Here is a 12,781-nt window from a genome sequence, read left to right as displayed (position 1 = left end):
GGCGCGTCAGGGGCGCCGACACAGCCCGTCGAAGAGGTACGCGCGGCGGCTCGGCCAGAACGGGTCGAGCACGACCGGCAGCGGGAGCACGTTCCGATGGTGCCGGTGGGGGCGACCCCCCGGCAACTCGCAGGACCCCGAACGCTCACCGAAGATCAACAGAGAGTGTTCTATCGAACACAGCGCGAAACCGGGCACGGTCTGGCAGGCTGACGTCGCAACTCTGTGCAACACCCCTTTCACGTTCAGCTTGCCTTGCCGCCTACTGCTCAGTTGTGGAGCCTCGATGGACGACCAGCGCACCCCTGCGGCCAACCCCGCGCAGGTGGCCGACGACTCGGTCCAGGTGATCCGCTGGGACGCCCCCAAGTGGGCGTCCCGAGGACTCGAGGTCGAGGGCGGGTGGCTGCACGGCTACGAGGCGCGCGTCGTCCCCCTCGAGGGCGACGAGGGCGCCGAGCGGCCCTGCCCCGTGCGCCTGGAGTCGACCGACCTGGCCTACGCCGAGAACGGCCAGACCGTCCTGCGGCGCTTCGGCCCCCGCGTCTTCATCGGCGACATCGGGCAGCTGTCGCTGCCCGAGGCCCAGCGCCTCGTCACCGCCCTCACCGAGGTCATCGAACGCGCCGAGGGCCCGACCGCCTGATCGTCCGGCGGCCCGGCGGCCCGGCGGACGGGAGGACCCCCCGGGGACCGGATACGTTGCGCCCATGACCCAGCGCACCGGCCGCGCCGTCCGGATCACCGAACCCGGCTCCCTCGAACTCGTCGACACCGCCCACGCCGACCCCGGCCCGGGTGAGGCGCTGGTCGAGGTCGCCTACTGCGGCATCTGCGGCTCCGACCGCGAGGTCTTCGCGGGCACCCGCCCGGCGGAGTTCGTCCGCTACCCCGTCGTGCCCGGCCACGAGTGGTCCGGCACGGTGCGCGCGGTAGGGGCGGGCGTCCCCGACCGGCTCGTGGGCCGCGGGGTCGTGGGCCAGGGCATCCGGACCGCGGAGGGCACGCCGGCCTCGGTCGAGGGCGACACCGAGGGCTGGCCGCAGGACTACGAGGAGACGGGGTTCACCCTCCCCGGCGGCTGGTCGACGTGGCTGACGCTGCCGGCGCGCTACCTGCACCTGCTGCCCGAGGGAGCGGACCTGCGCGCCGCCGCCGGCATCGAGCCCGCCGCGTGCGTCGCCGAGGCCGTCCTGCTGGCCGACGTCTCCGCGGGCTCGAAGGTCGCCGTCGTCGGTGCCGGGACGCTCGGCCTGCTGTGCGTGCAGCTGCTGAAGGGCGCGGGGTGCGAGGTGACCGTCGTCCACCACAACGACGAGCGCCGCGAGCTCGCCGAGCGCTGCGGGGCCGCGCACTACACCGGTGACGCCTCCACGCTGGGCGCGACGTTCGACGCCGTCATCGAGGCCGCCGGGGTCCCCGGCATCGCCCGCACGTCGGCCCGGCTGGCCCGCCGCGGCGGGCGCGTCGTCCTCACGGGCATCCCCGCCCAGGACGCCGACGACCTGTCCTCCCTCGAGCTCGTCTCGCGCAACGTGCACGTCCTGACCGTCTTCGGCGCCCCGACGCGCGCGTGGGCGTACGCGGTCCGGGCGTTCTCGGCGGGCGTCCTGGACCCGACGCCGCTCATCACGCACGAGTTCGACCTGGCCGACGCGAAGGACGCCCTCGACGAGCTCGCCGCCCGCCGCGGGGCCCTGAAGGTCCTCCTCAAGCCCTGACCTTCTAGCTCCGGGGCCCCCCGTCTTCCAGGGGTCGCGCAGCAGACGGGTGGTTCGGGGCCCAAGCGCTCAGGTCGGCGGCCGGCGGGGACGAGACGCCCCTCGTGACCGCCGCCCGCCTCCGCCTCCCCCACCGACCGCGGCGCAGCCGACCCCTGCAGACCACCCTGCTCGCCCTGGTCCTCGTGCCCGTCGTCGGGTTGAGCGTCGTCGGGGTCGTCGGGGTCGACGACCGGCTGCAGCACGCGCGGGAGGCCGAGACGGCCCTGCACGAGGTCCGCACGGCCATCGCGCTCGACGACGTCCGCAGCGCCGTCGGGCACGAGGTCGTCCCCGTCCTCGGGGCGGCGGCCCTGACCCAGCCGGGCGTGCTGGCGGCCTTCGCGCTGACGCCCGAGCAGGCCGACCGCCTGCTGCACGAGCGCGGGGTGTCCGGCGCGGCGGGCAGCACCGAGGCCACCGACGCCGCCGTGGCCGCCGCCCGCGCCGGGGACGCGACGGGGTCGGGGGAGGTGCTCGCGCAGCTGCCCGCACGGCTCCTGGGCGCGCGCACCGCCACGGCCGCCGACGTCGACAGGGGCCTGACCCTGTACGACCAGCTCCTGGCCGACCTCACCACGCAGGTGAACGAGCACCTGCGGACCGCCCGCTCGCTCGGCCTCGCCGGCGACCTCGCCTCGGCCCTGGGCGATCTGCAGCGGGTCTCGCGCGCCTCCGCCCTCGCCAGCCGCGAGATCACCACGTGGCTGGGCACCGTCGCCGACGCCCGCACCGTCACGCGCCGCGACTTCCTGCAGGTGTGGGGCGCCTACCAGCAGGCCTCGGCCGACGTCGTGACCCTCAGCTCCCCCGGGGTCGCCCGCGACTGGTCCCGGGCACAGCGGTCGGCGACCTCGCAGCGGCTGGCGGACGTCCTCGCGAGCGTCACCGACCGGGACGGCACTCTCACCCTCGCGGAACTGACCGCGGTCGCCACGGGCTCGGCCGCCCGCGACGCCACCCTGCGCTCGGTGCTCACCCGGGTGGCCGAGGTCGTCGTCGACGAGGCCCGGGACCAGGCGGACGCCGCCCGCCGCGAGCTGCAGCAGCTGCTCGTCCTGTGCGGTCTCGTGGTGGCCGCCACGCTCGCCGGGACCCTCCTGGTGCGACGCGCCATCGCGACCCCGCTGGGCCGGCTCGCCGCGCAGTCGCGCTCGGTGGCCGCCGGCGAGCTCGTCGACGTCCAGGAGCAGGGGCCCACGGAGGTCCGGGTCGTGGCCCAGGGGCTGGCCGCGGCCGTGGACACCCTGCGCCGCGTGCAGGTGCAGGCCGAGGCCATCGCGGCCGGTGAGCTGGACTGCGAGGTCGTCCGCACGCCCGTGCCCGGGCCGCTGGGGCAGCTCGTCCAGGCGTCGGTGACGCAGGTGCTCGCCGCCCTCCACGAGCGCGAGCAGTTGCAGGCCGACCTCGCCCACCAGGCCGCGCACGACGCGCTCACCGAGCTGCCCAACCGCGCCCAGACCCTCGTCCTGGCCGCCCGCGCCCTGCACCGGGCCGCCCGGCAGGGCAGCCGGGTCGGCCTGCTGTTCCTGGACCTGGACCACTTCAAGGCCGTCAACGACAGCTTCGGGCACGCCGCCGGGGACGAGCTGCTGCGCACGGCCGCGGCCCGGATGAACGCCACCGTCCGCGGCGGGGACGTCGTGTGCCGGCTCGGGGGTGACGAGTTCGTCGTCCTCGTCGAGGGCGTCGAGGACGAGAAGGGGCTCGTCGACCTCGGCGGGCGGCTCATCGCCGCGCTCAGCGCCCCGGCGGCGCTGACGGGTCTGCCGCAGACCCAGCACGTGCGGGTCGGGGCCAGCGTGGGCGTGGCGGTCAGCGTGCCCGGCACGCTCGACGCCGGGCGGCTCCTGCGCGACGCCGACGCCGCCGCGTACCGGGCCAAGGCCGCCGGCCGCGGTGTCGTGGAGGTCTTCGACGACGAGCTGCGCGCGGAGCTCAGCGCCCGGTCCGAGCTCGAGACCGCCCTGCGCCACGGGCTGGAGACCGGCGAGCTCGTCCTGTACTACCAGCCGGTCCTGGACCTGGAGACGGGCCGGACCAAGAGCGTGGAGGCCCTGGTCCGCTGGGTCCGGCCCGGGCACGGGCTCGTCCCGCCGGACGCCTTCATCCCCGTCGCCGAGGCGTCCTCGCTGGTCTGCGACCTCGGACGGTGGGCCCTGGCGGAGGCCACGGCCCAGCTCGTGCGGTGGGACGTCGAGGGCGGGCACCACCGCGGCCTGGACGTGGCCGTCAACATCTCCGGCCGGCACCTGGCCCAGGCGCACCTGCTCGACGACGTCACCGACGCCCTGACGGCCAGCGGGATCCACCCCTCCCGCCTGACCGTGGAGATCACCGAGACGGTCCTGGTCGACGAGCCGCTCGCGCTGGAGCACCTGCGGTCGCTGCGCGAGCTCGGCGTGCGGGTCGCCATCGACGACTTCGGGACGGGCTACACCTCGATCGGGCAGCTGTCCCGGCTGCCCGTGGACGTCCTGAAGATCGACCGCAGCTTCGTGTCCTCCCCCGAGGCCGGCCACGGGGACCTCGTGCGGCTGCTCATCAGCGCCGCGCACAGCTTCTCCCTCGGCGTGGTCGCCGAGGGCGTGGAGGAGGACGGCCAGCTCTCGGCCCTGCTGGACGCCTCCTGCGACGCCGCGCAGGGCTACCTCTTCGCCCGTCCCGTGCCCGCGGCGGAGCTGCCGGCGGCGGCCATCCTCGTCACCGAGCCGCGGACGTGACACCCTCTAGGTGACCCCCTGTGACCAACAGGTGACAAATCGCCCTCGAGGAGTCCCGTGCCGCTGACCCGCGCCCGCACGCGCCGGACTCCCCGCCGCCGGCGGCCGGGCCGATCACGCAGGAGACCGGGCACGCTGCACCGCAGCCTCATCGCCCTCGTCCTCGGGCCCGTCCTGGGACTCGTCGGGCTCATGGGGTACGCCGTGGACGAGCAGGCGCACCGCGCCGGGGCCGCCGCCGCGGCCGCCGCGGACGTCGACGCCGCCGTCGCCCTGGACACCCTGCGGGCCGCCGTCGCCCGCGAGGTCGTGCCCGTCCTGGGGCAGGCCGTCCTCGACGACCCCCGCACCGCCGGCTCCGTCGGCGTCGACGAGCGCGAGGTCACGACCCTGTCGCCCCTGGCCCGCCCGACCCTCACCGGGCAGTCCACCGCCGTGCGCGCCGACACCGACGCCGCGGCCCGCGCCGCGGAGCGGACCACCGCGGCGGGAGTGGCCCGCCGGAGCGCGGCGACGGTCCGGCAGCTGCGCGCCGCCGCCCGCCGGGGAGACCTCGACACCGTCTTCGCCGGGTACCAGCGCGTCACCGACGAGCTCACCGACCGCGTCAGCGCCCTGCTCCAGGCGGCCAGGGCGCAGGGCCTGGACGAGAGCGGCACCCGCGCGCTCGCCGACCTGCAGCTCGTCTCCCGCGCCTCGGCCCTGGCCGGGGTCGAGGTCCCGCTGTACTTCGCCGCCACCGCCGGCGCCGGCGCCGGCCGGCTCGAGAACCGGCAGGCCTTCCTCCAGGCCTGGGGCGGGTACCGGGCCGCGTCCGCCGACGTGCTGACGCTGGGCTCCCCCGTCGTGGCGGCGCAGTGGCGGGCCGCGACCACCGGCCCCGGCGCCCGCGCCGTGGACGACCCGCTGCAGGAGGCCGCCCTGACCTGGTCGTCCCCGCCGCTGTCCGCGTTCATCGGGCTCGCCGACGCCAACGGTGCCCGGGACACGGCCGTGCGGGCCGTCGTCCTGAGCACCGGCAAGAAGGCCCGGACCACGGTCTTCACCCCCGCGCAGACGGCCCGCGGCACCCTGCGGGCCCTCGTCGCGACGTGCACGCTCATCGTGCTCGGGACGCTGGCCGCCGCGCTGCTGCTGCGCCGGTGGATCGCGCTGCCGCTGAGCCGGCTGGCCGACCAGGCCCGGGCGGTCAGCGACGGCGAGCTCGTCGACGTCGAGGAGGGCGGCCCGGTGGAGGTGCGGACGGTGGCCCGCGGGCTGGCCGTCGCCGTGGACAACCTGCGCCGCGTGCGCGACCAGGCCCAGGCCGTGACCGACGGCGCCCTCGACGCCGACGTCGTCACCCGCCCCGTGCACGGACCGCTCGGGGAGGTCGTGCACGCCTCGGTCCGGCAGATGGTCGGCGCCCTGCGCGAACGCGAGCGGCTGCAGGCGGTCCTGGCCCACCAGGCCTCCCACGACGCCCTCACCGAACTGCCCAACCGGGCCCGGGCCTCCGAGCTCATCGACGCCGCGCTGCACCGGATGGCCCGCCACGACGGCCGCGTCGGGCTGCTGTTCGTCGACCTCGACCACTTCAAGGCCGTCAACGACACCCACGGCCACGCGGCCGGCGACGAGCTGCTGCGCGTCGTCAGCGCCCGGATGGCCGGGTGCCTGCGCGGCGGGGACGTCCTCGCCCGGCTCGGCGGCGACGAGTTCGTCGTCGTCGTGGAGCAGGTCGAGGACGAGGGCGGCCTCGTCGACCTCGGGACGCGGCTCATCGACTCCGTCTGCGCCCCCGTGGAGCTGTCCGGCCGGCGCACCGGCGTGCGGGTGCGCGTCGGCGCGAGCGTCGGGGTCGCCGTCAGCCCCGTCGGCGGCTGCTCGGCCGAACGGCTGCTGCGCGAGGCCGACGCCGCCGCGTACCGGGCCAAGGCCGCCGGCCGCGGGACGGTCGAGGTCTTCGACGACGCCCTGCGCCGCGACATCGCCCACCGCACCGACCTCGAGCACGCCCTGCGGGCCGGGCTCGAGGTCGGCGAGCTCGTCCTGCACTACCAGCCCGTCCTGGACCTGCGGACGGAGTCCGTGCGCAGCGTCGAGGCGCTCGTGCGCTGGGACCGGCCCGGGGCGGGGCTGCTGGCGCCCGACGCCTTCGTGCCCGTCGCCGAGGCCTCCGACCTCGTCTGCGACCTGGGCCGCTGGGCCCTGGCGACCGCCGCCGCGCAGCTCGCCGCGTGGGACGCCCAGGGCGGGGCCCTGGCGGGCATCACCGCGGCCGTCAACGTCTCGGGCCGGCACCTGGCGCAGCCGCGGCTGCTGGGCGACGTCGCCGTCGCCTGCGCGGGGGCCGGGATCGCCCCCGACCGCCTCACCGTCGAGATCACCGAGACGGTCCTCGTCGACGAACCCACCGCCCGCGAGCACCTGCGGGCGCTGCGGGCCCTCGGCGTGCGCGTCGCGCTGGACGACTTCGGGACGGGGTACACCTCGATCGGCCAGCTGTCCCGGCTGCCCGTGGACTGCCTGAAGATCGACCGCAGCTTCCTGGTCTCCGGCGACCGGGCGCACGCCGACCTCGTCCGCCTCGTCATCGGCGCCGCGCACAGCTTCTCGCTCGGCGTCGTCGCCGAGGGCGTGGAGGACGACGACCAGCTCCTCGCGCTGCGCGAGGCGCACTGCGACGCCGCCCAGGGCTACCTGCTGGGCAGGCCCCTGCCGGCGACCGAGCTCAGCGCGCCCGCAGGCGCCGGACGAGGCTGACCGCGCCCGAGGCGAGGACGCCGAAGGCGACGGCCACCACCACGGAGACCCACGGCGAGCCGCCGACCCCGCGCCCGGCCAGCCCCAGCGCGCCGTAGGCCAGGGCCCAGCACACCGCCGGCGCCACGTCGGCCGCCGCGAAGCGCACCACGGGGTAGGACGTCGCGGCCGCCGCCGCCAGGACCGGGACGCGGGCCCCGGGCAGCAGCCGGGACGTGACGAGCGTCCCGACGTCGTGCCGGGTCAGCCGCTCGCCCAGCTCCTCGAGGTGCCCGTGCGCCTCGGCCTGCCGCCGCAGCCGGCGCCCGGCGCGCGTGCTCGCCCCGCGCAGCAGCAGCGCGTAGACGACCAGGTCGGCCACGTAGGCCGCGCCGGCCCCCACCACGACGACCTCCCCCAGGGACAGCCACGAGCGGTGGTGCCCCAGCGCCGCCATCGCCGAGACGACGGCCCCCGTCGGCAGGACCGGCAGCACCGCCCCGGTCACGACGGCCGCGAACAGGACGACGAGCGCCCACGGCCAGTCGTCGGCGTGGGACGCGGGGTCGAGGAGGTCGAGGACGGCGGAGGGGTGCACGGTCGGACCAGGATGGCAGCCGGCCGGGGGGCCGGGTCCGGGCGGATCGCACCGGCGCCGGGGCGAGCAGGAAACCCACGGGTGTGCCCGCACCCGACCCCGGGAACGACGGAGGGCCCGTCCGTGTGGACGGGCCCTCCGTGGTGGAGCCGCCTCGGGGAATCGAACCCCGGACCTACGCATTACGAGTGCGTCGCTCTGGCCGACTGAGCTAAGGCGGCAGTACCAGCGCCCTCTCGGGCACGGACAGTGAGCCTACAGGACGTCGGGCCCTGCTCTCACCACGAGTCACGCTGTCCGTACCGCCTCCTCGACCAGCGTCCGCACGAGGTCGGGGCGCTCGAGGGACGGCAGGTGCGCGACGCCGGGCAGGTCGGCGCGGCGGGCACCGGGGATCTGGGCGAGCAGCTCCTCGGTGCGGTGCTGCAGGTAGCCGCAGTCCAGGTCCCCCGTCGCCAGGACCACGGGCAGGTCCAGCTCACCCAGCCGCGACCAGGCGTCCGCGTCCGCGTGCCCGGCCCACGCGGCCCGGTTCCGGTGCGCGGTCCCGTCCATGGCCCGGAACAGCTCGCGGACCTCGCCACCGACGCGGCCGACCGGCGACGTCGGGCCGTCCAGCCACAGCTGGGCGTCGAGCTCGACGGCCGCCTCGACGTCACCGGCCTCGGCGGCAGCCTCGGCGCGCTCGTCGAGGTCCAGCGTCCGGGGGTCGTCCTCCACGGGTTCGGGTGCGCCGCTGACGGCGGGGGCGAGCAGGACGAGCCCGGCGACGAGCTCGGGGGCGGTCACGGCGACGTCGAGGGCCAGCCCTCCCCCCATCGAGTTCCCGACGAGCCAGGCGGGTCCGGTGGCGACGTCGGCCAAGAGGGCCCGCAGGTCGGCGAGGTGGGTGAACTCCCCGTCGGCCGCCGGTGCGGACTGCCCGAAACCCCGCCGGTCGTACGTCAGGGTCGCGGCGCTGGCCGGCAGGGCGCCCGCCCACGCCCGGCGGTCGGTGACCCCGGAGTGCAGGAGGACCACGAGCGGTCCGGGGCCGGGGCGGTGGTCGAGGGCGAGCGGCAGGTCAGCGGTCACCCCGCCCATGCTGTCGGGGGAGCACCCGCCACCGCACCCGGTTTCGCACCGGCGACGAGCGCGCGCACGTCCTCCTGCACGAGGTCACCGTGGACGGCCGCCCCGGTCAGCACCCCCGCCCCCACGGCGGCCGCGACCATCGCCCCGGGGTCGGTGACATTCCCGGCGGCCCACACGCCCGGGACGGCCGTGGCACCGCCGGGCTGGGCGGGCACGAACTGCCCCATCGCGCCCGTCGCGAGCTCCCCGCCGAGCTGGGCGAACACCTCCCCGCGGGCGCGGAACCACGGAGCGACGACGAGGGCCTCGACCTCGGCGGCGCCCCGGTCGAGCTCGACACGGATCGCCCCGGGTTCCCCGTCGACGCCCCGGACGGGACCGTCGACGACCTCGACCCCGAGCGCGCGGAACTGCGCGGCGGTCTCGGCGGGCACGTCGAGGTCCTGCCGGAAGAACGTCACCCGCTCGGTGAGGGCCCTGAACAGCAGGACCTGGTGCAGGGAGTTCGGGCGCGACCCCAGGACGCCGACGTGCTGCCCGCGCACCTCGTACCCGTGGCAGAACGGGCAGTGCAGGACGCCGGTCCCCCACAGCCGCCGCAGGCCCGGCACGTCGGGGAGTTCGTCGACGAGGCCGGTCGCCAGGAGGAGGCGACGGGAGCGCACCGGCGGGCCTGCGAGCAGGTCGAGGTGGAACCCGGACCCCTCGCGCCGCGCGGTGACGACGCGGTCGGTGCGGAACTGCACGCCGTACCCGGTGGCTTCGGCCCGACCAGCCGCCAGGAGGTCCCGCGGCGCGATCCCCTCGCGCCCCAGCACGTTGTGCGCGTGGACGGCAGGGGCGTTGCGGGGTTCACCCGCGTCCACGACGACGACCGAGCGCAGCGAGCGGGCGAGCACGACCGCCGCGGCGAGACCCGCAGCCCCTCCCCCGACGACGGCGACGTCCACCTCGGGCACGGCGTTCACCGGGCCACCCACAGCGCCCGCTGCGCGCGGGGTTCCAGCACCAGGTCGCCGTCGAGCAGCGCCTGCACCGCCGCCCCCTCGTCGAACCCCGGGATCGCGAGGTAGCGCGGCAACCAGGCGCGGGCGAACTCCTGCGCGGCCGCGGACGGTGCGACGTCCAGGACGAGGTCGTGGCGTTCCACGGTGAAACCCGCCGCCCGCAGGTGCGGGATCCAGTCGGGGTGGTGGTTCCAGCCCGCGGCCCGGGCTGCGGCGCGGGCCCGGTCCTCGGCGGGGTCGGTGGTGAACCGGGGCAGGTCCTCGAGTTCCACGACGGCCAGGACCCCGCCAGGCGCGAGCGCCGCGCGGACGCCGGCCAGCAACCGCGGGACGTCGTGGACGTGGTGCAGCGAGGACGCGGCCCACACGAGGTCGGCCCCGTGCAGCTGCACCGGGAACCCCTCGTCGAGGTCGGCGGCGACGACGGCGAACCCCTGGTCAGCCAGCACGGACAGCATCCGCGGGTCGGAGTCGACGGCGGTGACGGTCGCGGCGGGGAACCGGTCGCGCAACGACCGGCTGCCGGTCCCGGTCCCGGCACCGAGGTCGACGACGCGGCGGGGCGGGACCGGTAGGTCGAGCAGGTCGAGGACGGCGGTGAGCTGGGCGCCGAACACCTCGGCGTCGAGGTCGAGGACGCGGCGGTGGGCCGCGCCCTCGTCGGCGGGTTCGTGGTGAGGGTGACCGTGGCTCATGCCTCCACGCTACGACCCGCCGTGCGCAAGTGGCATAGCATCTTGCGCATGCAGCAAGAACCGGGCCTCGACACCGTCATCCGCCAGCGCATCCGTGGGCTGCGCCTGGCGCGCGGCTGGTCCCTGGACAACCTCGCGGCCCGCTGCTTCCTCAGCCCCTCCACCCTCAGCCGGATCGAGACCGGTCACCGGCGCATCGCGCTCGACCAGCTCGTCCCCATCGCCCGGGCGCTCGACACCACCCTCGACGACCTCGTCGCCGCGGCCGACGACGAGGACGTCCTCATCCGCCCCGAGCCGCAGCACCGGCCGGGCGTCACGTCGTGGCTGCTGTCCCGGGACCGGGCCGCGGCCGGGGTGACGGTCGCCAAGATGCGCTTCTCCGGCGCCCTGTCCGACGAACCCGGCGTCCACCCGGGGCGGGAGTGGTTCACGGTCCTGTCCGGCCGCGCCCGCCTGGAACTGGGGGGTCGCGTCGTCGAGGTCGGGCCCGGTCAGGCCGCGGAGTTCTCCACGATGGTGCCGCACCGGATCAGCGCCGCCCCCGGGTCCGGTGAGCTGGAGGTGCTGTCGATCTTCGACCGCGACGGCGAGCGCGCCCACCTGCACGACTGATCGGGCGCACCGCCCGGCCGGTCAGCGGCAGGTGGTGCCCTCCTCGGGTGCGGTGCCGCTGAGCAGGTAGGTGTCGACGGCGTCGTCGACGCACTCCGAGCCGGTGGCGTAGGCGGTGTGCCCGTCCCCGTCGTGGGTGAGCAGGTGCCCGGAGGACAGTTCCCCGGCCAGGCTCTGCGCCCACGCGTACGGTGTCGCGGGGTCGCGGGTGGTGCCGACGACGAGGATCGGGTCGGCGCCCTCGGCGTGGACGGGACGCACCTGCCCGACGGGGGCGATCGGCCAGTCCGTGCAGGCCAGGGCCCCCCACGCCAGGTACGGCCCGAACGTCGGGGACTGCGCCGCGAACTCGCGCACCGTGGCCGCGACCTCGGGCTCGGTCTGGGTGTCGTCGCGGTCCAGGCAGTTCACGGCGTAGATGACGGTGGTGGAGTTGTCGAGGTAGCGGCCGTCGGGGGCGCGGTGGGCGTAGGCGTCGGCCAGGGTCAGCAGCGGCGCCCCGTCCCCGCGCAGGGCCGCGGTGAGCGCGGTGGACAGCTGCGGCCACAGCGAGGCCGAGTACAGCGGGTAGGCCACCCCCAGGTAGGCCAGGCCCTGCACGAGCGGCCGGCCGGTCCCCGTGGGCAGGGGGTTCGCGTCCAGGCGGTCCAGCAGGGCCCGCACCTGCGCGACCCCGTCGTCGACGGTGCCCGTCAGCGGGCAGTCCTCCCCGGCCAGGCACGCGGTGACGTAGGAGCGCAGCGCCACCTCGAACCCGGCGGCCTGCCCCGCGTTGACCTGCTCGCTCGTCAGCGCGGGGTCGATGGCCCCGTCGAGGACGAAGCGGCCCACGCGCTGCGGGAACTGCTCGGCGTACCAGGCCCCCAGGTAGGTGCCGTAGCTCTTGCCGAGGTAGCTGAGCTTGTCGTCGCCGAGGGCGGCGCGCAGGACGTCCACGTCCTTCGCCGCCGAGAGGGTGTCGACGTGCGCGGCGAGCGGGCCGGCCCGGGCGCAGCCGCGCCCCAGCTCCTCCGTCCGCTGCTCCAGCGCCCGCACCTCGGCGGGGTCGTCGGGCGTGGGGTCGGTGGACAGGAACGTGTCGACCCGGGCGTCGGTGAGGCAGCGCAGCGGGTCGGACTCCCCCACCCCCCGCGGGTCGAAGCCGACGACGTCGAAGTGGTCGCGGACGTCCTGGGAGACGACGTTCTGCGCGGCCCGCGCGTACTCGACCCCCGAGGCCCCGGGCCCGCCGGGGTTGAGGACGAGGGACCCGAGGCGGTCCTCGCCGGTGGCCCGCGTGGGCAGCCGCACGACGGCCAGGGTGGTCGTGGGACCGGTCGGCTGCGCGTAGTCGACCGGCACGGTCAGGCGCGTGCACTGGAAACCGCCCGAGCAGTCGGCCCACTGCAGGCGCTGGGAGTAGAACGGGGCCAGGGCCGGGTCCGTCGCGTTCTCGCCCGCCACCGGCCGCGCCGTGCCCACCGGTTCGGGGTCCGGGCCGGACCCGCCCAGGGCCGAGCACCCCGTGAGCAGGACGGAGACCGCGACCAGGCCGACGACGGCGCGCGAGCGGGACGGTCGGCGGAGGGGGCGCATGGTGCGCCCC

At 76.4% G+C, this 12,781-nt stretch carries 10 protein-coding genes and 1 tRNA gene; 5 read left to right on the top strand and 6 right to left on the bottom strand.

Going from position 1 to position 12,781, the window contains the following annotated elements; genetic code table 11:
- Positions 1-286 precede the first annotated feature (286 nt).
- From AB2L28_RS09375 to AB2L28_RS09360, 4 genes are all read left to right on the top strand, one after another.
- The gene (locus AB2L28_RS09375; protein WP_370718493.1) at positions 287-646 is read left to right on the top strand and encodes a hypothetical protein; all 360 of its coding nucleotides are present in this window, start codon (positions 287-289) and stop codon (positions 644-646) included.
- Between the two features lie 64 nt (positions 647-710).
- The gene (locus AB2L28_RS09370) at positions 711-1,721 is read left to right on the top strand and encodes a zinc-dependent alcohol dehydrogenase (RefSeq protein ID WP_370718492.1); all 1,011 of its coding nucleotides are present in this window, start codon (positions 711-713) and stop codon (positions 1,719-1,721) included.
- 104 nt (positions 1,722-1,825) lie between these two features.
- Complete coding sequence (locus AB2L28_RS09365) at positions 1,826-4,483, top strand: EAL domain-containing protein (protein WP_370718491.1); 2,658 nt, start codon at positions 1,826-1,828, stop codon at positions 4,481-4,483.
- 57 nt (positions 4,484-4,540) lie between these two features.
- Complete coding sequence (locus AB2L28_RS09360; protein ID WP_370718490.1) at positions 4,541-7,228, top strand: putative bifunctional diguanylate cyclase/phosphodiesterase; 2,688 nt, start codon at positions 4,541-4,543, stop codon at positions 7,226-7,228.
- Here AB2L28_RS09360 and AB2L28_RS09355 read toward each other — a convergent pair.
- The 5 genes from AB2L28_RS09355 to AB2L28_RS09335 all read right to left on the bottom strand — a co-directional run bounded on the left by AB2L28_RS09355 (position 7,197) and on the right by AB2L28_RS09335 (position 10,581).
- Positions 7,197-7,805 (bottom strand): DedA family protein, encoded by a 609-nt coding sequence (locus tag AB2L28_RS09355; protein WP_370718489.1) that lies wholly within the window; start codon positions 7,803-7,805, stop codon positions 7,197-7,199. The two genes, AB2L28_RS09360 and AB2L28_RS09355, sit on opposite strands and share 32 nt — an antisense overlap.
- A gap of 144 nt (positions 7,806-7,949) precedes the next feature.
- Positions 7,950-8,026 (bottom strand) — tRNA-Thr (locus AB2L28_RS09350).
- 67 nt (positions 8,027-8,093) lie between these two features.
- Positions 8,094-8,879: an alpha/beta fold hydrolase gene (locus AB2L28_RS09345; RefSeq protein WP_370718488.1), complete on the bottom strand. Its 786-nt coding sequence runs from the start codon at positions 8,877-8,879 to the stop codon at positions 8,094-8,096.
- A complete protein-coding gene (locus AB2L28_RS09340; protein WP_370718487.1) occupies positions 8,876-9,847 on the bottom strand; it encodes an NAD(P)/FAD-dependent oxidoreductase in 972 nt (323 codons plus the stop codon). Before AB2L28_RS09340 ends, AB2L28_RS09345 begins: the two co-directional genes overlap by 4 nt.
- Entirely contained in the window at positions 9,844-10,581 is a 738-nt protein-coding gene (locus AB2L28_RS09335; protein ID WP_370718486.1) for a class I SAM-dependent methyltransferase, read from the bottom strand. The genes AB2L28_RS09340 and AB2L28_RS09335 overlap by 4 nt, the downstream gene beginning before the upstream one ends.
- A gap of 48 nt (positions 10,582-10,629) precedes the next feature.
- On the opposite strand from AB2L28_RS09335, the gene AB2L28_RS09330 reads away from it, so the two are divergent.
- The gene (locus AB2L28_RS09330) at positions 10,630-11,196 is read left to right on the top strand and encodes a helix-turn-helix domain-containing protein (protein WP_370718485.1); all 567 of its coding nucleotides are present in this window, start codon (positions 10,630-10,632) and stop codon (positions 11,194-11,196) included.
- A gap of 21 nt (positions 11,197-11,217) precedes the next feature.
- Here AB2L28_RS09330 and AB2L28_RS09325 read toward each other — a convergent pair whose 3' ends face one another.
- The gene (locus AB2L28_RS09325; RefSeq protein WP_370718484.1) at positions 11,218-12,771 is read right to left on the bottom strand and encodes an alpha/beta hydrolase; all 1,554 of its coding nucleotides are present in this window, start codon (positions 12,769-12,771) and stop codon (positions 11,218-11,220) included.
- Positions 12,772-12,781: the final 10 nt, after the last annotated feature.

It is taken from the genome of Kineococcus mangrovi, assembly GCF_041320705.1.
Taxonomy (GTDB): Bacteria; Actinomycetota; Actinomycetes; order Actinomycetales; family Kineococcaceae; genus Kineococcus; species Kineococcus mangrovi.
Note: the sequence above shows the minus strand (reverse complement) of the source record. Positions and strands in the feature narration are given on the sequence as shown.

Coding starts and splice junctions, on each gene's coding strand:
- AB2L28_RS09375 (WP_370718493.1), top strand. CDS start 287: ATGGACGACCAGCGCACCCCTGCGGCCAACCCCGCGCAGGTGGCCGAC.
- AB2L28_RS09370 (WP_370718492.1), top strand. CDS start 711: ATGACCCAGCGCACCGGCCGCGCCGTCCGGATCACCGAACCCGGCTCC.
- AB2L28_RS09335 (WP_370718486.1), bottom strand. CDS start 10,581: ATGAGCCACGGTCACCCTCACCACGAACCCGCCGACGAGGGCGCGGCC.
- AB2L28_RS09330 (WP_370718485.1), top strand. CDS start 10,630: ATGCAGCAAGAACCGGGCCTCGACACCGTCATCCGCCAGCGCATCCGT.
- AB2L28_RS09325 (WP_370718484.1), bottom strand. CDS start 12,771: ATGCGCCCCCTCCGCCGACCGTCCCGCTCGCGCGCCGTCGTCGGCCTG.